General features: G+C 71.3%; 18 protein-coding genes. 13 read left to right on the forward strand and 5 right to left on the reverse strand.

Annotated features, from left to right (window positions below; translation table 11 throughout):
• Positions 1-85: 85 nt before the first annotated feature.
• From RT051_RS00205 to RT051_RS00215, 3 genes are all read right to left on the reverse strand, one after another.
• On the reverse strand, positions 86-2,422 hold the full coding sequence (locus RT051_RS00205) for a TonB-dependent receptor (RefSeq protein WP_313069670.1): 2,337 nt from the start codon (positions 2,420-2,422) through the stop codon (positions 86-88).
• 159 nt (positions 2,423-2,581) lie between these two features.
• A complete protein-coding gene (locus RT051_RS00210; protein WP_313069673.1) occupies positions 2,582-3,508 on the reverse strand; it encodes an MBL fold metallo-hydrolase in 927 nt (308 codons plus the stop codon).
• Positions 3,509-3,557: 49 nt separating this feature from the next.
• Positions 3,558-5,243, reverse strand: coding sequence for an AMP-binding protein (locus tag RT051_RS00215; RefSeq protein WP_313069675.1), 1,686 nt, complete (start codon positions 5,241-5,243; stop codon positions 3,558-3,560).
• Between the two features lie 175 nt (positions 5,244-5,418).
• Between RT051_RS00215 and RT051_RS00220 the strand changes: the two genes are divergently transcribed.
• The 6 genes from RT051_RS00220 (at position 5,419) to ruvC (ending at position 11,614) form a co-directional block, all read left to right on the forward strand.
• Positions 5,419-6,324, forward strand: a complete 906-nt coding sequence (locus RT051_RS00220) for an alpha/beta fold hydrolase (RefSeq protein ID WP_313069678.1) — start codon at positions 5,419-5,421, stop codon at positions 6,322-6,324.
• 20 nt (positions 6,325-6,344) lie between these two features.
• Positions 6,345-8,438, forward strand: coding sequence for an RNB domain-containing ribonuclease (locus RT051_RS00225; protein WP_313069680.1), 2,094 nt, complete (start codon positions 6,345-6,347; stop codon positions 8,436-8,438).
• Positions 8,435-9,301 (forward strand): TonB family protein, encoded by an 867-nt coding sequence (locus tag RT051_RS00230; protein ID WP_313069683.1) that lies wholly within the window; start codon positions 8,435-8,437, stop codon positions 9,299-9,301. Before RT051_RS00225 ends, RT051_RS00230 begins: the two co-directional genes overlap by 4 nt.
• Positions 9,302-9,331: 30 nt before the next feature.
• A complete protein-coding gene (gene aroE, locus RT051_RS00235; protein WP_313069686.1) occupies positions 9,332-10,195 on the forward strand; it encodes a shikimate dehydrogenase in 864 nt (287 codons plus the stop codon).
• An 84-nt stretch (positions 10,196-10,279) separates the two neighbouring features.
• Entirely contained in the window at positions 10,280-10,999 is a 720-nt protein-coding gene (gene mtgA / locus RT051_RS00240) for a monofunctional biosynthetic peptidoglycan transglycosylase (RefSeq protein ID WP_313069870.1), read from the forward strand.
• Between the two features lie 66 nt (positions 11,000-11,065).
• Positions 11,066-11,614 (forward strand): crossover junction endodeoxyribonuclease RuvC, encoded by a 549-nt coding sequence (gene ruvC, locus RT051_RS00245; protein ID WP_313069689.1) that lies wholly within the window; start codon positions 11,066-11,068, stop codon positions 11,612-11,614.
• Here the strand turns inward: ruvC and RT051_RS00250 are convergent.
• Together RT051_RS00250 and mpl are read right to left on the reverse strand one after the other, a co-directional pair.
• Positions 11,611-12,471 carry an alpha/beta hydrolase gene (locus RT051_RS00250; RefSeq protein ID WP_313069692.1) on the reverse strand — a complete coding sequence of 287 codons (861 nt, stop codon included), beginning with the start codon at positions 12,469-12,471 and terminating at the stop codon, positions 11,611-11,613. The genes ruvC and RT051_RS00250 overlap by 4 nt on opposite strands.
• 25 nt (positions 12,472-12,496) lie before the next feature.
• Positions 12,497-13,912: a UDP-N-acetylmuramate:L-alanyl-gamma-D-glutamyl-meso-diaminopimelate ligase gene (gene mpl, locus RT051_RS00255; protein ID WP_313069693.1), complete on the reverse strand. Its 1,416-nt coding sequence runs from the start codon at positions 13,910-13,912 to the stop codon at positions 12,497-12,499.
• A gap of 226 nt (positions 13,913-14,138) precedes the next feature.
• Here mpl and RT051_RS00260 point away from each other — a divergent pair, with 226 nt between their 5' ends.
• The 7 genes from RT051_RS00260 to RT051_RS00290 all read left to right on the forward strand — a co-directional run bounded on the left by RT051_RS00260 (position 14,139) and on the right by RT051_RS00290 (position 20,203).
• Complete coding sequence (locus RT051_RS00260; RefSeq protein ID WP_313069694.1) at positions 14,139-14,771, forward strand: hypothetical protein; 633 nt, start codon at positions 14,139-14,141, stop codon at positions 14,769-14,771.
• On the forward strand, positions 14,768-15,331 hold the full coding sequence (locus tag RT051_RS00265; protein WP_313069695.1) for a TlpA disulfide reductase family protein: 564 nt from the start codon (positions 14,768-14,770) through the stop codon (positions 15,329-15,331). The genes RT051_RS00260 and RT051_RS00265 overlap by 4 nt, the downstream gene beginning before the upstream one ends.
• Before the next feature lie 107 nt (positions 15,332-15,438).
• A complete protein-coding gene (gene accB / locus RT051_RS00270) occupies positions 15,439-15,900 on the forward strand; it encodes an acetyl-CoA carboxylase biotin carboxyl carrier protein (RefSeq protein WP_313069696.1) in 462 nt (153 codons plus the stop codon).
• 61 nt (positions 15,901-15,961) lie between these two features.
• Complete coding sequence (gene accC / locus RT051_RS00275; RefSeq protein ID WP_313069699.1) at positions 15,962-17,311, forward strand: acetyl-CoA carboxylase biotin carboxylase subunit; 1,350 nt, start codon at positions 15,962-15,964, stop codon at positions 17,309-17,311.
• A gap of 119 nt (positions 17,312-17,430) precedes the next feature.
• The gene (prmA, locus tag RT051_RS00280) at positions 17,431-18,324 is read left to right on the forward strand and encodes a 50S ribosomal protein L11 methyltransferase (protein ID WP_313069872.1); all 894 of its coding nucleotides are present in this window, start codon (positions 17,431-17,433) and stop codon (positions 18,322-18,324) included.
• 58 nt (positions 18,325-18,382) lie between these two features.
• Positions 18,383-19,237 (forward strand): zinc-ribbon and DUF3426 domain-containing protein, encoded by an 855-nt coding sequence (locus RT051_RS00285; RefSeq protein ID WP_313069702.1) that lies wholly within the window; start codon positions 18,383-18,385, stop codon positions 19,235-19,237.
• Between the two features lie 63 nt (positions 19,238-19,300).
• Positions 19,301-20,203, forward strand: a complete 903-nt coding sequence (locus RT051_RS00290; RefSeq protein WP_313069705.1) for a carbohydrate kinase family protein — start codon at positions 19,301-19,303, stop codon at positions 20,201-20,203.
• Positions 20,204-20,305 lie beyond the last annotated feature (102 nt).

Below are 20,305 nucleotides of genomic sequence, written 5' to 3' on the forward strand. Positions count from 1 at the left end.
TGGTTCTGGCGTTGCGCTTGGAATCGGCACCCCCACCCCGGCCCTCCCCCGCTGCGCGGGAGAGGGAGAGGGGGCGCAGACCGCGTTACAGGTCCAGGTTCAGCGTCAGCCGCACGGCCCGGCCATCGCCCTTGTACAGGAAGGCGCCCGAGCGATAGACGGCGGTGAAGTAGTCCTTGTCGGCCACGTTCAGCACGTTCAGGCGCAGGTTGGCGCTCTTGTTGATGCGGTAGGTGGCGAACAGGTCGTACACGGCGAACGATGGCACGGGCTGCGAGCACAGGCCCTGCGCGTTGTGCCCGGCGGCCGTGTCGGGCTGGCCGCCGCACTTGCCGCTCTCGTAGCGGGCCACGGCGCCGAACTCGAAGTTGCGCGTCAGGTGGTACTTGGCCTGCAGCGCGGCGCTGCGGTCGGCGAAGTTGGACAGCGGCAGGCCGACGAAGCCCGGCGTGCTCGACTGCAGCACCCTGGACTTCATGAACGCCACGCCGCCCTGCACCTCCAGCAGCGGCGTCACGTTGCCAGCCAGGCCCAGCTCGATGCCGCGCACGCGGTTCTTGCCGGTGTTGAAGGTGCCCACGGTGTCGTAGTCGGCGCCCTCCGTCACGTCGCTCTTGGTGGTCTGGAAGACGGCGGCCGTAGCCAGCAGTTTGTCGTCCAGGATGTTGAATTTGGTGCCCAGTTCGAAATTGCGCGAGGTCTCGGGCCGGGCGCCGGCCGCCTGGCCGTTGTGGATGATCAGGCCGCCATAGCCGCCGCCGCTGGCGTCGGGCTCGCCGCCATTGATGTCCTGCGCCGTGCCGAAGCTGGCATAGACCATGGCCGTCGGGTTGATCTTGTAGCTCACGCCCAGGTGGCCGTTGACCAGCGTGTCGCTAAAACGGTAGTCGCCCGTTTGCGCGCCGGTCTGGTTGTTTTGCGTGAGCATGGTCAGCTTGTAGTGGTCGGCGCGCAGGCCGCCGAACAGCGTCCAGCGGTCGGTCAGGTCCACCGTGTCCATCGCCGACAGGGCGAAGGTCTTGACGCGCCAGTCGCGCGTCCAGTCACGGCGCTCGTAGCTGCGTCCGGCCAGGCTGCCGAGGTTGTCCAGCGCGTTGCCGTTCAGGTCGGTGATGCACCAGCTGCCCTGCGGGCCGTTGCGCCCGGAGGTGCGGCAGTTGGGCGCGGCGGTACTGCTCACGCCGTAGTTGCCCGACAGCACCTTGTGGTCGGTGTATTCCAGACCGAAGATGAATTCGTGCTTCAGGCCGCCTATCTGCTTGTCCCAGCGCAGGTTGCTCTGGTGGGCGAAGTACTCCACCTCCTGCCAGCCCGTGTGGCCGCCGTCGATGGCGGCGGCGGTGCCGATGGCGTTGCCCGCCGCATCCAGCACGGTGGCGCTGGAGGCGCCGGTGGTGGCGTAGGCGTTCTTGGACTGGCCGTAGCGCGTCAGGCTGGTCAGCTTGACGTCGGGCGTGAAGCGGTAGTTGACGCGCGCCGTCAGCGTGTCCACGTCCGAGCGCAGGAAGTCGGCGTCCTGCGCGTACATCGGCACGCCCCGGGCCGGGCGGCGGTTGGGCGGCGTGCCGACCAGGTAGTAGCCCAGGTCGGGGTGCTTATCCTTGGCGCGCAGGCCGTAGTAGTCCAGCGTGACCGACAGGTCCTCATTGGGCAGCCACAGGCCCGACAGGGCCAGGCCGTTGCGCTGGCGCTTGGACGGATCGCGGTCGGGCACGCCCTCGCTGGACAGTAGGGCGTTGGCGCGCAGGGCGAAGGTCTCGGAGAAGACCTTGTTGGCGTCCAGCGTCACGCGGCGGTGGCTGTCGGTGCCGATGCCGGCGCTGATGCGGTTGAAGCTGTAGTCGGTGGTGGCCTGCTTGGTGATGGCGTTGATGGCGCCGCCGGCCGAGCCGCGCCCGGCAAAGCTCGAGTTCGGCCCCTTGGTGACTTCGATCTGCTCGATGGCAAAGCTCTCGCGCGTGGTCATGCCGGGGTCGCGCAGGCCATCGACGAACACGTCCGAGCGCGCCTCCTGGCCGCGGATGATGTAGCGGTCGCCAAAGGCGTTGCCGTTCTCGCCCGTGCCCAGGGTGATGCCGGGCTGCACCGCCAGGATCTGCTTGAGATCCGTCTGGCCCGAGTCGCGGATGGCCTCGCCCGTCACCACCGAGATGGTCTGCGGGATCTCGGCCAGCGGGCGGGTGTAGCGGCTGTCGGCCGAGGTTTTGGCCTTGTAGGGCGCGCCGACCTCGGCGTTGGGGTTGGGGTCGATGGCCTGCTCCTGCACCGTCACGGTGGGCAGGGTGGCCGCCGATGCCGCCGGGGCGGCCTGCTGCTGGGCCATGGCCGACAGGGGCAGTAGCGCAGCGGCGGCCGACAGGCTGCCGGCCAGGCGCAGGCTCTTGGGTTTCTTCAGGCGAGGAGGGACGGAGGTGGGGGGCATTTCGGAAGGGGGTCCTTGAATGGGAGGGGAGGGCAGGGAAATCGGACGCGATTATTGTTGAGAATCAATCGCGTTTGCATCCCCATTCAAAGAAATGCCGGTTTTTGTGTGCTGGAAAGCGCGGCGCGTGCCCGGGCGTTGCCTGGGGGCAACAGGCCGTCAGGCGTTGACCAGCAGATCGCCCTCGCGCCGGGCCGCGCCGCCGGCGACCAGCTCCTCGACCAGCGCCTGGGCCCATTGCGGCTCGGGCAGCTCGCTGAAATAGCGCGCGTGCAGGGCCGAGAAGTAGGGCGTGGCGCGCAGCCATGCCACGGCGTCGGGCACGGCGATGCGCTGCCACTCCAGCAGCTTGTACTTGAGCAGCACCTTGGCGGCGTAGCGCGCGTGCTTGAGCGGGCTGGCGACGAAGCCCTCCAGGCGCTTGCGCGCCCGCGCCAGCGCCGCGGGCACGTCACCGAACACGCCGCCGTGCCCCGGAATGACCACCAGCGGCGCCAGGCGCTCGATCACGTCCAGCGTGGCACCCACCTCGGCGAACGCGCCCTCGCCCTCGAGTTCCGGGAAGACCACGCCGAAGCCGTTTTCCCACAGCGCGTCGCCTGAAATCAGCACGCGCGTGCCGGGCTCAAACAGCAGCACGGCGTGCCTGTCGTGCCCGGGCGCGGCGTGGATCTGCCAGCGCCGCCCGCCCAGCTCCACCTCCTGGCCGGGCTCGAGCGTGCCGTCGGCGCGAAAGGGCGGGCATTGCTGGCCCGTGGGCACGTAGCTCAGCGCCACCGGGTCCCAGTCGCGCACCTGGGCGAACTGCCCGGGCGGGATCAGGGTCTGCACGTCGGGCCAGCGCTGCTGCAGCAGGGCGTTGCCGCCGCAGTGGTCGCTGTGCAGGTGGGTGTTGAGCAGGCGCGCAAGCGGTGCGCCGCCCAGGGCCGATTCGACCAGTGCCACGGTTTGCGCGGCATGCGTGTGGTAGCCGCTGTCGATCAGCGTGGCCGGGCCGGGGCCGGCGAACAGGATGTTGTTGGCCGACAGCCAGCCGCGTTCGAAGACGGTGATTTCGGGGGGAAGTGCAGGTGGGGCGCCGTTCATCAGCTATTCAATTCATAGTACCAGGTAGGCCCTGCGTGGGGCGGGCGGGTCAGTGGCCGTCGCGCAGCGCGCGCCGCAGGATCTTGCCGACGTTGGTCTTGGGCAGCTCGGCGCGAAACTCGATGTGCCGGGGGCGTTTGTACCCGGTCAGCTGCTCCTGGCACCAGCGCGCCACCTGCTGCTCGGTCAGCTGCGGGTCGCTGCGCACGACGAACACCTTCACGGTCTCGCCCTGGCTGGCGTCGGGCACGCCGACCGCGGCGCACTCGAGCACGCCGGGGCAGCGCGCCACCACCTGCTCGACCTCGTTGGGAAAGACGTTGAAGCCGCTCACCAGGATCATGTCCTTCTTGCGGTCCACGATGCGGCTGGTGCCGCGCTCGTCCATCACCGCGACGTCGCCCGTGCGCAGGAAGCCGTCGGCGGTGAAGGCGCGGGCGTTTTCCTCGGGCTGGTTCCAGTAGCCCGGGGTGACGTTGGGCCCGCGGATGCACAGCTCGCCCGTCTGCCCCGGCGGCACGTCGGCGCCCTCGTCGTCCTTGATGGCGATGTCGATGCCCGGCAGCGGCAGGCCGATGCTGCCGCTGAAGGCCGTGGCGGTGACCGGGTTGTTGGTGCCGATGGCGCAGGTCTCGCTCATGCCCCAGCCTTCGATCATGGTGCTGCCCGTCACCTCCTGCCACTGGCGCGCCGTGGCCTCGCTGGCCGCCATGCCGCCGGCCTGCGAGACGCACAGCTGCGAGAAATCGAGCTGGCGAAATCGCTCGCTTTGCAGCAGGGCGTTGAACAGCGTGTTGACCGCCGGCAGCAGGTGAAACGGCCGCCGCGCCAGTGTCTCGACGAACTTGGGGATGTCGCGCGGATTGGGGATCAGCGTCAGGTGCGAGCCCTGGCGGATGGCCAGCAGGCACAGCGTGAGCGCGAAGATGTGGTAGAGCGGCAGCGCCGCGATGCTGTTGATGCGCGAGGCGTCGCCGATGCGCGCCAGCGCCGGCGAGAACCAGGCCTCGGCCTGCAGCGTGGCGGCAATGATGTTGCGCTGGGTGAGCACCGCGCCCTTGGCCAGCCCCGTGGTGCCGCCGGTGTACTGCAGGAAGGCCGGCGCCTCGGCCGTGGTGGCCAGGCGCTGCAGCGTGCGGCGCGCGCCCTCGGCCAGCGCCTGGCGAAAGCCCAGCACGCGCCGCCCGCCCGACAGGGGCAGGCTGTACTCGGGCACCATCTTGGCCAGGTGGCGCACGGCAAAACTGAGCCAGCGCCCGCGCACCGCTCCCATCAGATCGCCGATGGAGGCGATGACCACCTGCTGCACGTCCGTGTCCTCGATGACCTGGGCCAGGGTGTGGGCGAAGTTCTCCAGGATGATGATGCTGCCCGCGCCCGAGTCCTTGAGCTGGTGCGCCAGTTCGCGCGCCGTGTAGAGCGGGTTGACATTCACGCAGGTGTAGCCGGCGCGCAGCACCGCCGCCATGCTTACGGCGAACTGCGGCACGTTGGGCAGCATGATGGCCACGCGCGCGCCGGGCGCCAGGCCCTGGCCCTGCAGCCAGGCGCCCAGCTGCGCCGACAGCCGGTCGAGCTCGCCATAGCTCATCCACTGCTCCATGCAGACCGAAAACGGCCTGTCGGCGTGCCGCGCGAAGGACTCCTCGAGCAGCTGCGCGACCGAGCCGTACAGGTCGGGGTCGATGGTGGGCGGCACGCCCTCGGGGTAGTGCCGGAGCCAGATGCGGTCCATGGTCGTCGCTTTCTTGTCTCGTTGTCGTATCGTGCCCGCGAGGCGCGGGCGGGCGAGTGCCGATTGTGAAAGGGCGCCCCGCGCCGGCCCATGGGGGCTTGTCCCATGGCGCGCGGTCGCCTGCGCGACAGTCGCCTGCCGCCCGTCCGTACCCACCACGAAAGGACCACCGACCATGGAAAACGCACGCTGGCAGCGTTGGCTGGTGGCCGCGCACGCACTGCTGCTGGCGCTGTGGCTGGCGCTGCTGTGGCGCACCTCGCCCGCGCTGGCGCTGGCGGGCTTGGTGCTGGTGCCGCTGGCCTCGCGCCTGCTGATGCTGCCGCAGTTCCTGCTGATGGTGGCGGTGCGCGCGCGCGCCGGCGAGCCGCGCCTGCCCGCAGCAGTCCTGCTGCGCGCCTGGTGGGCCGAGGCGCGCTGGGCGGCCCGGGTCTTTGGCTGGTGGCAGCCGTTTTGCCACCGGACGCTGCCCGACTGGCTGCCCCCTGCGCCGGCCGGCGCCCCGGCGGCGCGCGGCGTGGTGCTGGTGCACGGCTATCTGTGCAACCGCGGCTTCTGGCGGCCCTGGCAGCGCCTGCTGCGCGCGCGCGGCCATGCCCACGTCGCGCTGACGCTGGAGCCGGCGTTCGGCTCCATCGACGACTACGCCGCCGCCATCGACGCCGCCGTGCAGCAGGTCGAGCAGGCCACGGGCCGGCCGCCCCTGCTGGTCGGCCACAGCATGGGCGGGCTGGCGATCCGCGCCTGGCTGCGCGCCACGCCGGGCGCGGCGGCGCGCGTGCACCGCGTCGCCACCCTGGGCACGCCGCACCAGGGCACCTGGGCGGCGACGCACGCGCGCACCACCAACGGCCGGCAGATGGTGCTGCACGGCCCCTGGGTCGAGGCCCTGGCGGCAGCGGAGCCGCCCGGGCTGCGCGCGCTTTTCGTGTGCTGGCACTCGGATGCGGACAACGTCGTCTATCCGCAGGCCGCCGTGGCGCTTGCGGGCGCGCAGCACCGCGCCGTGCCCGGCGCCGGGCACGTGGAGCTGGCCTTTCATCCGCAGGTGCTGCGCGAGTGCCTGGCGCTGCTGGACTGACATGGGAAAATCTCGCCCCTATGCATGCACTGTTTGACGACGCCGGCAAGTTTCTTGCCGGCCGCATCCTCTCGGAGACCGACACGTCGGCGCAGATCGAGCTTGACTCGGGCAAGCGCGTGAAGGCCAAGGCCGCGCACATCCTGCTGCGCTTTGACAAGCCCCAGCCGGCCGAGCTGCTGGCGCGGGCGCGCGAGGTGGCCGCCGGCATCGAGCTGCCGCTGGCCTGGGAGTTCGCCCCCGGGGAGGAATTCGGCTTTGCCGAGCTGGCGCGCGACTACTTCTCGGCCTCGGCCCCGCCGGCCGAGCAGGCCGGCATGCTGCTGGCGCTGTTCGAGGCGCCGCACTACTTCCGCCGCGCCGGCAAGGGGCGCTTTCGCAAGGCCTCGGCCGAGGTGGTGGAGCAGGCCCTGGCCGCCATCGAGAAGAAGCGGCAGCTGCAGGCGCAGATCGACGGCTGGGCCGACGAGCTGGTGGCCGGGCGCTGCCCCGAGGCCATCGATGCCCAGCTCTACCGCATCCTGTTTCGGCCCGACAAGAACGCGCCCGAGTACAAGGCCGTGGTCGAGGCCAGCCGGCGCGCGCACCTGGCGCCGCTGGCGCTGCTCTCGCGCGCCGGGGCCATCACGTCGAGCTACCAGTTCCACTGGCAGCGTTTTCTGTTCGAGCACTTTCCGCGCGGCACGGGTTTTCCCGACCTGGCCGCGCCCGAGCCGCCGTCCGACCTGCCGCTGGCCGAGGTGCAGGCGTATTCCATCGACGACTCGGCCACCACCGAGATCGACGACGCGCTGTCGCTCACCGGCCTGGGCAGCGGCACCGTGCGCCTGGGCATCCACATCGCCGCGCCCGGCCTGGCCATTGCGCCGGGCGGCGAGCTGGACCGCCTGGCGCGCACGCGCCTGTCCACCGTCTACATGCCGGGGCACAAGATCACCATGCTGCCGCACGAGGTGGTGCAGCGCTACACGCTGGACGCCGAGCGCGCCAACCCGGCGGTGTCGCTGTATGTGAATATCGACGAGGCGACGCTGGCCATCACCGGGCACGAGACGCGCCTGGAGCGCGTGCCCGTCACCGTCAACCTGCGCCACGACCAGCTCGACCACATCGTCACCGAGGCCTGGCTGGCCAACCCCGAGGCTCAGCATGAAAACACGCCCCAGGCGTTGCTGGACTTGCGCGAGCAGCTATCGTTTCTGTACCGCCTGGCGCGCCAGCTCAAGAGCCAGCGCGAGGCGGTGCGCGGCAAGCCGGAGACCTTCACCCGCCCCGACTACACCTTCCGCCTGGAGGGCCAGGCCGGCGACGAGCCCGACGGCAGCGAGACCGTGGTCATCGGCACCCGCAAGCGCGGCGCGCCGCTGGACCTGATCGTCGCCGAGGCGGCCATCGTCGCCAACAGCACCTGGGGCCAGATGCTGGCCGAGCACGGCGTGCCGGGCATCTACCGCAGCCAGGCCAGCCTGGCGCCGGGCGTCAAGGTGCGCATGGGCACCAAGGCGTTGCCGCACGCCGGCATCGGCGTGAAAAGCTATGCCTGGGCCACCTCGCCGCTGCGCCGCTATGTGGACCTGGTCAACCAGTGGCAGGTCATCGCCTGCGCGCGCCACGGCAGGACGGCGGCGCTGGCCGCGCCCTTCAAGCCCAAGGACGCGGAGCTGTTCTCCATCATCAGCAGCTTCGACGCGACCTACGGCGCCTACAACGCCTACCAGGCCGGCATGGAGCGGCTGTGGACGCTCAAGTACCTGCAGCAGCAGGGCCTGCAGGAGATCGAGGCCACGGTGATCCGCGACGGCGGCGCGGGCGGCGACTTCCTGGTGCGCGCCGACCACCTGCCCCTGGTGCTGCCGGTGCTGGGCGCGCAAAGCCTCTCGCGCGGAGCGCGCGTGCGTGTGCGCCTGGGCGAGATCGACGAGATCGCGCTGGACGTGCACGGCACCGTGGTCGAGCGGCTGGACGACCCGCTCGACCCGCGCGACGACGGCCCGGTCGAAGACGACGAGGGCGAGGAAGCCGCGGCCGCCGGCCCGCTGGCCATCGCCGTGGACCTGCAGGAAGGCGAGGCCGGGGCGGGAGCCGCCCCCGGCGCCGAGCACCCCGCGCCGTGACGCCGGCGGCCGGTCGCGCGCGGCCGTCCACGCTGACGGTGGCGCTGGTGCTTTCGGTGCTGGTGCACGCGGCCCTGCTCACCGTGCGCTTCGTCGATCCCGAGCGCTTTCGCCGGGTGTTCGACGACACGCCACTGGAGGTCATCCTGGTCAACGCCAGCTCGCGCGAGGCGCCGCCCCCGGGCCAGGCGCAGGCCATCGCCCAGGCCTCGCTTGCCGGCGGCGGCGAGGCCGAGCGGGGCCGGGCGAGCAGCCCGCTGGCCGCGTCCAGCGTGACCCGGCTGGGCGAGGACCTGGAGCAGGCCCAGCGCCAGATGGACCGCCTGCTCGAGCAGCAGATGCAGCTGCTGGCGCAACTGAAGCGGGAGCTGGCCCAGCTGCCCGCGCCCGAACCCGGCACGCCCCAGGACAGCGCCGAGCAGACGGCGCAGGAGCAGCGGCGCCTGCACCGGCAGAGCCTGCTGGCCGAGATCGAGCGGCGCATCCGCGAAGAGAACGCCCGGCCGCGCAAGCGCTACATCAGCCCGGCCACGCGCGAGGCGGTCTATGCGCTGTATTACGACGCGCTGCGCCGGCGCATCGAGGACCGCGGCACGCGCGACTTTCCCGAGCACGGCGGCAGAAAGCTCTATGGTGAGCTGGTCATGCTGATCACCGTCAACCACGACGGGCGCGTGCTGGATGCCGAGGTGCTGCAGGGCTCGGGCAGTGCGCCGCTGGACCGCCGCGCCCAGGCCATCGCCCGAGCCGCCGGGCCCTTTGGCGCCTTCAGCCCGGACATGCGTGCCCGGGCCGACCAGATCGCCGTGGTCTCGCGCTTTCGCTTCACGCGCGAGCAGACGCTGGAGACCGAACTGCGCTGACACACGGCAGACCCCTTCATGAGCCCCACCATGCAAACACCCACCGACTCGCCCGGCCTCTACTGCGTCATCGGCAACCCCGTGGCGCACAGCCGCTCGCCCTGGATCCACGCCCGCTTTGCCGCGCTGACCGGCCAGGCCCTCGTCTATGAGCGGCTGCAGGCTCCGCTGGACGGCTTTGCCGCCAGCCTGGCGCAGCTGGCCGCGCGCGGCGGGCACGGTTGCAACGTCACCGTGCCCTTCAAGCACGAGGCGGCGCGCTGCGCGCACAGCGCCAGCGAGCGCGTGCAGCTGGCGGGCGCGGCCAACACCCTGGTGCTGGGGCCTGACGGGCGCATCCACGCCGACAACACCGACGGCCTGGGCCTGGTGGACGACATCGAAGCCGGCGCCGGCGTGGCGCTGGCCGGGCGCGACGTGCTGCTGGTGGGCGCGGGCGGCGCTGCCGCCGGGGTGCTCGGCCCGCTGCTCGAGCGCCGGCCGCGCCGCCTGGTGGTGAGCAACCGCACGGCAGCGCGCGCCCAAGCACTGGTGCAGCGCCACGCCGCCCTGGCGCAGCTACAGAGAGTGGAGCTGCAGGCCGTTGACCAGCAAGGGCTGGCGGGCGATTTCGATGTGGTCATCAACGCCACCGCCAGCAGCCTGGAGGGCGGCGCCGTGCCGGTGCCAGAGCGTGCGCTGCGCGCCGGCGGCCTGGCCTGTGACCTGATGTATGGCGCCGCCGCCGAGGGCTTTCTGACCTGGGCGCGCGAGCGCGGCGCGCACGGGCGCGACGGCCTGGGCATGCTGGTGCGCCAGGCGGCCGCGTCGTTCGCCCTGTGGCGCGGCGTGGCGCCGCCGGCCGCGCAGGTGCTGGACGAGTTGCGCGCCGCCATGGCGGCGGGCGCGGCCTGAGTGGCACGGGGCGGGGCGGGCATGGTGATGGACTGGAAGCGGGGCGGGGGCCTGCCGCGCCTGCGCTCAGGGCTGGGCGCGGGCCTGGCCGGGGCGCTGCGCTGGGGCCTGCTGGCGGGCCTGGCGTTCATCGCGCTGCAGCTGTTTTTCGTGGCGCGCATCGCGCTCATGGCGGTGGTCGATCCGCAATCGACGACCTTCCAGCGCTCGCAGGCCTGGGCCCTGGCGCGCTCTGGCGATGGCCTGCGCTGGCGCCAGCAGTGGGTGCCTTACGGCCAGATCTCCGACCACCTCAAGCGCGCCGTGGTCGCCGCCGAGGACGATGGCTTCCTGCGCCACGACGGCGTGGAGTGGCAGGCGATCGAAAAGGCCTGGGAGCGCAACGCCCGCATGGCGGCGCAGGAGGCGGCCGGGCGCGTGCGCAGCCGCGGGCCGCGCATCCGCGGCGGCTCCACCATCACCCAGCAGCTGGCCAAGAACCTGCTGCTGTCGGGCGAGCGCACGCTGGTGCGCAAGGGCCAGGAGTTCGTGCTGACCCTGGCGCTCGAGCGCCTGCTGAGCAAGCGGCGCATCCTGGAGATCTACCTGAACAACGTGGAATGGGGCGCCGGCGTCTTCGGCGCCGAGGCCGCGGCGCGGCACTACCATCGCAAGGGCGCGCACCAGCTCAGCGCCGCCGAGGCCGCGCGTCTGGCCGTGATGCTGCCCGCGCCCAAGCGCTTCGAGAAGACGCCCGGCTCGCTCTACCTGGCGGCCCGCACGCGCGCCCTGCTGGCACGCATGGGGCGCACGCAGCTGCCTTGAGTTTCAGGTAAAAAAGCCCCGCAGCCCGCGCCAGCATTGGGCATTCAGCTATTCATACGGAAGCACATGAGGATTCTCGGCATCGACCCCGGCCTGCAGACCACGGGTTTCGGCGTGCTGGACGTCCAGGGCCACGCCCTGCAGTACGTGGCCAGCGGCACCATCCGCACCGCGGGCGTGGCGCTGGGCGACCTGCCCGGCCGGCTCAAGGTGCTGTTCGACGGGGTGAGCGAGGTGGTCGCGCGCTATCAGCCCGACAGCGCGGCCGTCGAGATCGTCTTTGTCAACGTCAACCCGCAGTCCACGCTGCTGCTGGGCCAGGCGCGCGGCGCGGCGCTGACCGCGCTGGTGCACGCCGACCTGGCGGTGGCCGAGTACACGGCGCTGCAGATGAAGAAAGCCGTGGTCGGCCATGGCCGCGCCGCCAAAGCCCAGGTGCAGGAGATGGTGCGCCGCTTGCTGCAGCTGCCCGGCCTGCCCGGCACCGACGCCGCCGACGCCCTGGGCCTGGCCATCACCCACGCCCACGCCGGCGCGGCCATGGCGCGCATCGGCGAGGTGGCGCAGCTCAACCGCCGCCAGCACGCGCTGTACAAGGGCGGGCGCAGCTATTAATCGGCGCGGGCGGACCCGATCCTTGTTACTCCCTCCCCCCTCTGGGGCAGGGCTGGGGTGGGGGCCTGTCCCGCCAGAAAATCCGTCACCAGCCCCAGCACCTGCTGCGGGCACTCGCGGTGCGGCACATGGCCCGTGCCCGGCAGGATGTGCACCTGCGCCGGGCCGCCCAGATGCCCGGCGATCAGGCGCGGGTGCGCCTCGGAGCCGTATTCGTCCTCGCTGCCGTGCAGCACCAGGGCCGGGCAGCGCACCTGGGGCAGCACATCCCGCAGGCTGAAGTCGGCAAACCGCGGCGACAGCCAGGTGCCGATCCAGGCGTCCAGCACCCAGTCGGTCCGGTCGCCGTGGTGGCGCTGCAGGCGTGCGCGCTCCCCGGGGTCGGCGAACGCGGCCTGCGCCTGGCGGATGCCCTCGCGCGTGCGCTCCTCGACGAAGGCCTGCGCCGACTCGGTGATCAGCGCCCGGCAGGCCTTGGGGTAGCGCGCCGCGCAGTGCACGGCCATGCCCCCGCCCACGCTGTGGCCGAAGACGATGAAATCCTCCAGCCCGAGCTGTTCGCGCACCGCCGCAAAGGCCTCGACCGCCTCGCGGGCGACGAAGTCGGCCGGCAGCCGGTCGCTGCGCGGCTCGGACTGGCCAAAGCCCGGCCGGTCGTAGGCGATGACGGCGCGGCCCGTGCTTTGTGCCAGCAGCGCCGGAAAGTCGCGCCACAGCGCGATGCAGCCCAGCGAGTCGTGCAGCAGCACGATGGGCGCGGCCGGGGCCCGTGCAGGGGGCGGCTGCCAGCGGCGCGCCAGGACGTGCCCGTGCCTGGTGGCGATGCGAAAGTCCTCGGGGGTGGATGCGGCGCTCATGTCGGTCCGGGTTTCGAGGGGCGGTTCAGGCAGGGGAAGCGGGGGCAGGGCGAGAGGCCAGACCCTGCAGCAGCCGTGCGTGGATGCCGCCGAAGCTGCCATTGCTCATGCACACGATGTGGTCGCCCGGCTGCGCGGCCGCTGCCACCCGGGCCACCAGGGTATCGATGTCGGCGACGGTCTGCGCGCGCGCGCCCAGCGGTGCCAGGGCGGTGGCCGCGTCCCAGTCCAGCCCGGCCGTGTGGCAAAAACTCAGGTCGGCCGCCTGCAGCGCCCAGGGCAGCTGCGCCGCCATGGTGCCCAGCTTCATGGTGTTGCTGCGCGGCTCGAACACCGCCAGGATGCGTGCGCCGGCCGGCAGGCGCTGGCGCAGGCCGTCCAGCGTGGTGCGGATCGCCGTGGGGTGGTGGGCGAAGTCGTCATAGACCTGCACGCCGCTGGCGCTGCCGCGCAGCTCCATGCGCCGGCGCACGTTCTGAAAGCGCGACAGCGCCTCGGCGGCCTGCGCCGGTGCCACCCCCACGTGCTCGGCCGCGGCGATGGCGGCCAGGGCATTGAGCTGGTTGTGCACGCCGCCCAGCGCCCAGCGCAGCTCGGCCACGCGGCCCTGGCCGCGCCGGTGCACGGCAAAGTCGTGCGGCGGGCCGTCGGCAAAAAAATCGCTCGCCGCGCTGCCGAAACTGGCCACCCCGCTCCAGCAGCCCTGGTGCAGCACGCGCGCCAGGCTCTCCTCCAGGCCATTGACGACCACCCGCCCCGACGGCGGCACGGTGCGCAGCAGGTGCTGGAACTGCCGCTCGATGGCCGCCAGGTCGTCGAAGATGTCGGCGTGGTCGAACTCCAGGTTGTTCAGGACGGCGGTGCGCGGGCGGTAGTGCACGAACTTGCTGCGCTTGTCGAAGAACGCCGTGTCGTACTCGTCGGCCTCGATGACGAAGAGCGGCCGCGCCTGGCCCGGCGCCTGCCGCCCCAGGCGGGCGGAGACGCCAAAGTCCAGCGGCACCCCGCCCACCAGAAAGCCCGGCGCAAGGCCCGCGCACTCCAGGATCCAGGCCAGCATGGAGGTGGTCGTGGTCTTGCCGTGCGTGCCGGCCACCGCCAGCACGTGGCGCCCGGCCAGCACGTGCTCGGCCAGCCACTGCGGGCCGCTGGTGTAGGGCGCGCCCGCGTCCAGGATGGCCTCCATGAGCGGGAACTTCGGGCTGCCGTCTGCCAGCCGGGCGCGGCTGACCACGTTGCCGACCACGAACAGGTCGGGCGCCAGCCGCAGCTGCTCGGCGCCGTAGCCCTCGATCAGCTCGATGCCCAGCGCCGTGAGCTGATCGCTCATGGGCGGATAGACGCCCGCGTCGCAGCCCGTCACGCGGTGCCCCGCCTCGCGCGCCAGCGCCGCCAGGCCGCCCATGAACGTGCCGCAGATGCCCAGGATGTGTATGTGCATGGGCGAGCATTCTAAGAAGGGCGGCAGGCCCGGGCGGGGCGGGCGGCGGACACTGCGGAAGTATTGGCAAAAAGGGCGTGAAACCCTTGCCCTTCAAGGGCATGGCGCTATGAAAAAAGACCGGTGAGCCGGTAAAGTCCCTGCCCAGCGCGCGCATTGGCGCCGCGCGGGCGGCGCGCCGGGGGCCACAATGCGCGCTGACCGCCTCCCTTGCACCAAGACCGCCATGCAGCCGCCCATCGCCATCGAGATTGCCCACGCCACCGCCCGCCTGGCGGTGGAGGAGGGCCTGGAGTGGGGCGCCGCCAAGCGCCGGGCTGTGCGCGAGCTGGGCCTGCCGGCGCGCACGCCCCTGCCCGACAACGACCTGGTCGAGGACGCGGTGCGGGCCTATATCGGCCTGTTCTGCGCCGAGACCCAGCCCGCCGAGCTGCGCGCGCTGCGCCGCCTGGCACTGACCTGGATGGAGCGGCTACAGGACTTTCGCCCCTACCTGGGCGGCGCCGTCTGGCACGGCACGGCCACGCGGCTGTCGGACGTGCACCTGACGCTGTTCTGCGACGACCCCAAGTCGGCCGAGATCGCCCTGATCGACCACCGCGTGAGCTACGAGCCGCGCACCGTCAAGGGCCTGCGCGGCGAGCCCGTCGAGGTGCTGAGCCTGTCCAGCTGCTCGCCCGAGCTGGGCGAGGAGATCGGCGTGCACCTGCTGATCCACGACCTGGATGACCTGCGCGGCGCCCTGCGCCCCGATGCGCGCGGACGCACGCCGCGCGGCGATGCCGAGGCCGTGCGTCGGCTGCTGGAGGCGCCCGAGCCGCCGCTGCCTGCGGCAGAGCCCCATCGAGACCTGCCATGACGCTGCACAACTCTCTTTCATCCCCCTCGGCCGCCGCTGCCCCGGCGCGCCGCCGGCTGATGCTGGGCGTGGGGGCGCTGGCCGCCGCCGCGGGTGCCGGCGCCGCCTGGTGGCGCACGCGCCCGGGCCCGGTGGCAGAAGACGCTGCCGGGCGGTTCTGGAGCGCCAGCTTTGACGGCCTGTCGGGGCAGAAGCTGCACATGACCGACTTTCGCGGGCACCCGCTGCTGCTGAACTTCTGGGCCACCTGGTGCCCGCCGTGCGTGCAGGAGCTGCCGCTGCTCGACCGCTTCCACCAGGAGCAGCGCGGGCGCGGCTGGCAGGTGCTGGGCCTGGCGATCGACCAGGAGGACAAAGTGCGCCAGTTTCTCGAACGCCGGCCGCTCGGCTTTCCCCTGGCCATGGCCGGCCTGGACGGCTCGGACCTGGGGCGTGCCCTGGGCAACGAGCGCGGTGGCCTGCCCTTCAGCGTGCTGTTCGCGGCAGATGGCGGCATCTTGGTGCGTAAAATGGGCGAGCTGAGCGCACAGGACCTGGCCAGCTGGTCCACAAAGGCGTGAACGCTGCCTTGGCGCAAACAAGATGAAGGAAAAAGAAGCCATTTCGGCGAAGTAGGCCGAATTTGGAGTAAATTCGCGCCCTTCCCATTTCAGCCGCTGGAGCCCCCATGGATTTGCGAAAACTCAAGACCCTCATCGATCTGGTGTCTGAGTCGAATGTGTCCGAACTCGAGATCACCGAAGCCGAGGGCAAGGTGCGCATCGTCAAGGCCGGCGCCACCGTCGTCCAACAGGTGATGGCCGCCCCCATGCAGGCCGCAGTGCCCATGGCAGTCGCGCCGGCCGCCGCCCCCGCCCCGGCCGCCGAAGCGCCGGCCGCCGCCGCAGCGCCCACCGGCCACGTCGTCAAGTCGCCCATGGTGGGCACCTTCTACCGCGCCTCCAGCCCCGGCGCCAAGGCTTTCGTCGAGGTCGGCAGCGTGGTCAAGGAGGGCGAGACGCTGTGCATCGTCGAGGCCATGAAGATCCTCAACGAGATCGAGGCCGACAAGAGTGGCACCATCACGCGCATCCTGGGCGAGAACGGCCAGGCCGTCGAATACGGGCAGGCCCTCTTCATCATCGAATGACCCGCTTCCCCCATGAGTCCGTCGCATCGCGCCGTCCGCAGGCGTGAGACTGGTAGAGCCTATGTTTAAAAAAATCCTGGTCGCCAACCGCGGTGAGATAGCACTACGCATCCAGCGCGCCTGCCGCGAGCTGGGCATCAAGGCCGTCATGGTCTATTCCGAGGCCGACCGCGACGCCAAGTACGTCAAGCTGGCCGACGAGGCGGTGTGCATCGGCCCGGCGCCGTCCCCGCAGTCCTACCTCAACATGCCGGCCATCATCTCGGCCGCCGAGGTCACCGATGCCGAAGCCATTCACCCCGGCTATGGCTTTCTGGCCGAGAACGCCGACTTTGCCGAGCGTGTGGAAAAAAGCGGCTTCCAGTTCATCGGCCCGACGCCCGAGTCCATCCGCCTGATGGGCGACAAGGTCTCGGCCAAGCAGGCCATGCTGCGCGCCGGCGTGCCCTGCGTGCCCGGCTCGGACGGCGAGCTGCCCGACGACCCGGTGCAGATCCGGCGCATCGCCCGCACCGTTGGCTATCCCGTCATCATCAAGGCGGCGGGCGGCGGCGGCGGGCGCGGCATGCGCGTGGTGCACACCGAGGCGGCCCTGGTCAACGCCGTGCAGATGACCAAGGCCGAGGCCACGGCGGCCTTCGGCAACCCGGCCGTCTACATGGAAAAGTTCCTGCAGAACCCGCGCCACATCGAGATCCAGATCCTGGCCGACAAGCACAAGAACGCCGTCTATCTGGGCGAGCGCGACTGCTCCATGCAGCGGCGCCACCAGAAGGTGATCGAGGAGGCGCCGGCGCCGGGCATCCCGCGCAAGCTGATCGAGCGCATCGGCGAGCGCTGCGTCACCGCCTGCAAGAAGATCGGCTACCGCGGCGCGGGCACCTTCGAGTTCCTGTACGAAAACGGCGAGTTCTATTTCATCGAGATGAACACGCGCGTGCAGGTCGAGCACCCGGTGACGGAGTGGATCACCGGCGTGGACATCGTGCGCACCCAGATCATGGTGGCCGCCGGCGAAAAGCTGCCGTTCTCGCAGCGCCACATCCAGCTGCGCGGCCACGCCATCGAGTGCCGCATCAACGCCGAAGACCCGTACAAGTTCACGCCGTCGCCGGGGCGTATCACCAAGTGGCACGCGCCGGGCGGCCCGGGCGTGCGCGTGGATTCGCACGCCTACACCAACTACTACGTGCCGCCCAACTACGACTCCATGATCGGCAAGATCATCGTGCACGGCGACACGCGCGAGCAGGCGCTGGCGCGCATGCGCACTGCCTTGCTGGAGACCGTGGTCGAGGGCATCAGCACCAACGTGCCGCTGCACTGCGAGCTGATGGTGGATGCCAACTTCGTCTCCGGCGGCACCAACATCCACTACCTGGAGGAGTGGCTGGCGCAGAGGAAGCGTTGAGCAGGCGCTAAAGCCCGGCCGCAACCCGCCTGCATGACACTTCGCTGGCTCCCGGAGACGGGCGCCAGCTTTTTTGTTGCCCCTGATTCCCCTTGATGACCCCCGAAAAGGACGCCGCCATGTTCGAGCTGACCCTGCTGTGCCCCGAGGAGCGCGTCGATGCCGTGAGCGAGGCCTTCGATGCGCTCGATGCCCTGAGCGTCTCCGTCGAGGATGCCGACGCGCAGACCGAGGCCGAACAGGCGCTGTTTGGCGAGCCCGGCATGCCCGCGCCGCGCCAGGCCTGGAACAAGAGCCGGGTGACGGCGCTGTTTGCCACGCACGAGGCGGCCGACGAGGCGGCGCGCCTTCTGGCGGCGCAGGATTTCTTTGCCGGCTGCGAGACGGCCGGCATCGCCCAGGTGCCCGAACAGGACTGGGTGCGCCTGACGCAGTCGCAGTTCGAGCCGGTGCAGATCACGCCCGAGTTCTGGATCGTGCCGAGCTGGCACAAGCCGCCCGCCGGCGCGGTGCAGACCCTGCGCCTCGACCCCGGCATGGCGTTCGGCACCGGCACGCACCCGACCACGCGCATGTGCCTGCGCTGGATCGCCCGCCAGGGCGCGCAGGGGGGCGATGCGCTCGGGCGCGTGCTGGACTACGGCTGCGGCTCGGGCATCCTGGCCATAGGCGCGGCCAAGTTCGGCGCCGCGCCGATCGACGCCGTGGACATCGACCCGGCCGCCGTGCAGGCCACGCTGGACAACGCGCAGGCCAACGACGTGCAGCTCGCCGCCGGCCTGCCCGACCAGGCGCAGGGTGCGTACCGCACGGTGCTGGCCAACATCCTGGCCACGCCGCTCAAGGTGCTGGCGCCGCTGTTGTGCGCGCACGTGGCGCCAGGCGGGCATCTGGTGCTGGCCGGCATCCTGGAGCGTCAGGCCGAGGAGCTGCAGGCAGCCTACGCGCCGTGGCTGCAGCTGCAGGTGGCCGATCGCGAAGACGGCTGGATATTGATGGTGGCGCGCCGCTGAAACCGGGCGGCCACCGGGCTGCCGGGCCCTGCGGCCGGCCTTCTACAATGCCCCGCCGATGAGCCAGACCACCCGCTGCCCCCACTGCGCAACGGCCTTTCGCGTGGTCGCGGACCAGCTGCGCGTCTCCGACGGCTGGGTGCGCTGCGGCCATTGCCAGGAGGTGTTCGACGCGTTGCAGAGCCTGCGCCAGCCCGTGCGGCCCCCGCCGGACGGTCCGCAGCTGGCACAGGAGGAGGGGGAGCCGATCCCGGCCTTTCTGCGCGCCCCTGAGCCCGAGGCGCCTGCGCTGGCGGATGAGGAGGCGCCGCCCGACGTGCCATTGCCCCTGCCCGCAGCGCAACCGCCGGCCGAAGCCCTGCCCTGGGTGGACGAACCGCCTCCGCCGGGCGGGGACGAACCCCAGTTCGTGCGCGCCGCGCGCCGCGGCGCCGTGTGGCGCCAGCCCCGCACACGCGCCCTGCTCGTGCTGGCAGCATCGCTGTTGGCGCTGCTGCTGGCCGCGCAGGCCCTGCTGCAGCAGCGCGATGCGCTGGCCGCGCGCCACCCGGCTGTAAGGACGCTGCTGCAGCCCCTGTGCGCGCTGCGCGGCTGCACGCTGCAGGCGCCGCGCGACCCAGCCGCCCTGGTGATCGACAGCTCCTCCTTCATGCGCCTGCGCCTGGACGACGATCAGTACGAACTGCGCCTGGCCCTGCGCAACCTGCATTCCCACGCGGTGGCCATGCCACTGCTGGAGCTGACACTGACCGACGCCGACGAGCGCGTGTTGGTGCGCCGCGTCCTGGACCCCGCGCGCGAACTCGGCGCACCGGCCGAACTCGCCCCGCTGGGCTCCTGGGGCGCCGCCACCCCGGTGCAGGTGCCCGAGGCCCCGGTGGCGGGCTACCGGCTGCTGGCCTTCTATCCCTGATGCCGCCCCGGCGGGCGCGGCTCTTTTTCCTGCCCCTTTTTTCCACCACCGGAACACCACGACATGACAGCGCTGATTTGCGGCTCCCTGGCCTTTGACACCATCATGACGTTCGAGGGCCGCTTTGCCGAGCAGATCCTGCCCGAGCAACTGCACATCCTGAACGTGTCCTTCCTCGTGCCCACGCTGCGGCGCGACTTCGGCGGCTGCGCCGGCAACATCGCCTACGCGCTGAAGCTGCTCGGGGGCGAGCCCTGGCCCATGGCCATGCTGGGCAGCGACGGTGGCAGCTACCTGCAGCGCATGCGCGAGCTGGACATCGACACGCGCTTCGTCAGGCAGGCGGGCGATGCCTACACCGCGCAGGCCATGATCATGACCGACCGCGACAACAACCAGATCACCGCCTTCCACCCGGGGGCGATGATGCACGCCCACCGCAACCGCATCGAGCCGGGCTGCGGCGCGGCACTGGGCATCGTCGCCCCGGACGGCCGCCAGGCCATGCTGGAGCATGCGGCGCAGTTCGCTGCCGCCGGCATTCCCTTCGTCTTCGATCCGGGCCAGGGCCTGCCCATGTTCGACGGGGCGGAGCTGAGCGGCTTCATCGACCAGGCCGACTGGGTCGCCGTGAACGACTACGAGGGCAAGATGCTGTGCGAGCGCACCGGCCTGTCGCCGGCCGACATCTCGCGGCGCGTGCGCGGCCTGGTGGTGACGCTGGGGGCTCAGGGCTGCGAGGTCTGGGAGCAGGGCGCCAGCACGCTGGTGCCCCCGGTGGCGCCCACCGAGGTGGTGGACCCGACAGGCTGCGGCGACGCATGGCGCGGCGGCCTGCTCCACGGCCTGGCGCAAGGCTGGCCGCTGGCGCGCTGCGCGGCACTGGGCAACCGCATGGGCTCGCTCAAGGTGGCGCAGCGCGGACCACAGAACTACACGCTGGACTTCGATCCGCAGGCATTTTGATGGAATGAAAAAGCCCTGCAGCCCGCGCCAGTCAATGAGATTGCGCTAGCAATTTCGACAAAAAAGCCCGGTGCGGGACCGGGCTGGGCAGGGCCGGGCGTT

The sequence above is a fragment of the Melaminivora sp. genome (assembly GCF_032059615.1).
Classification (GTDB): Bacteria; Pseudomonadota; Gammaproteobacteria; order Burkholderiales; family Burkholderiaceae_C; genus Melaminivora.

Bases quoted from the DNA above. Each gene is read 5' to 3' on its own strand.
- RT051_RS00205 (WP_313069670.1), bottom strand. From the start codon at position 2,422: ATGCCCCCCACCTCCGTCCCTCCTCGCCTGAAGAAACCCAAGAGCCTG.
- ruvC (WP_313069689.1), top strand. From the start codon at position 11,066: ATGAGGATTCTCGGCATCGACCCCGGCCTGCAGACCACGGGTTTCGGC.
- RT051_RS00285 (WP_313069702.1), top strand. From the start codon at position 18,383: ATGAGCCAGACCACCCGCTGCCCCCACTGCGCAACGGCCTTTCGCGTG.
- mpl (WP_313069693.1), bottom strand. From the start codon at position 13,912: ATGCACATACACATCCTGGGCATCTGCGGCACGTTCATGGGCGGCCTG.
- RT051_RS00215 (WP_313069675.1), bottom strand. From the start codon at position 5,243: ATGGACCGCATCTGGCTCCGGCACTACCCCGAGGGCGTGCCGCCCACC.
- RT051_RS00265 (WP_313069695.1), top strand. From the start codon at position 14,768: ATGACGCTGCACAACTCTCTTTCATCCCCCTCGGCCGCCGCTGCCCCG.
- RT051_RS00225 (WP_313069680.1), top strand. From the start codon at position 6,345: ATGCATGCACTGTTTGACGACGCCGGCAAGTTTCTTGCCGGCCGCATC.
- RT051_RS00210 (WP_313069673.1), bottom strand. From the start codon at position 3,508: ATGAACGGCGCCCCACCTGCACTTCCCCCCGAAATCACCGTCTTCGAA.
- RT051_RS00290 (WP_313069705.1), top strand. From the start codon at position 19,301: ATGACAGCGCTGATTTGCGGCTCCCTGGCCTTTGACACCATCATGACG.
- RT051_RS00250 (WP_313069692.1), bottom strand. From the start codon at position 12,471: ATGAGCGCCGCATCCACCCCCGAGGACTTTCGCATCGCCACCAGGCAC.
- accB (WP_313069696.1), top strand. From the start codon at position 15,439: ATGGATTTGCGAAAACTCAAGACCCTCATCGATCTGGTGTCTGAGTCG.
- prmA (WP_313069872.1), top strand. From the start codon at position 17,431: ATGTTCGAGCTGACCCTGCTGTGCCCCGAGGAGCGCGTCGATGCCGTG.
- accC (WP_313069699.1), top strand. From the start codon at position 15,962: ATGTTTAAAAAAATCCTGGTCGCCAACCGCGGTGAGATAGCACTACGC.
- RT051_RS00220 (WP_313069678.1), top strand. From the start codon at position 5,419: ATGGAAAACGCACGCTGGCAGCGTTGGCTGGTGGCCGCGCACGCACTG.
- aroE (WP_313069686.1), top strand. From the start codon at position 9,332: ATGCAAACACCCACCGACTCGCCCGGCCTCTACTGCGTCATCGGCAAC.
- RT051_RS00260 (WP_313069694.1), top strand. From the start codon at position 14,139: ATGCAGCCGCCCATCGCCATCGAGATTGCCCACGCCACCGCCCGCCTG.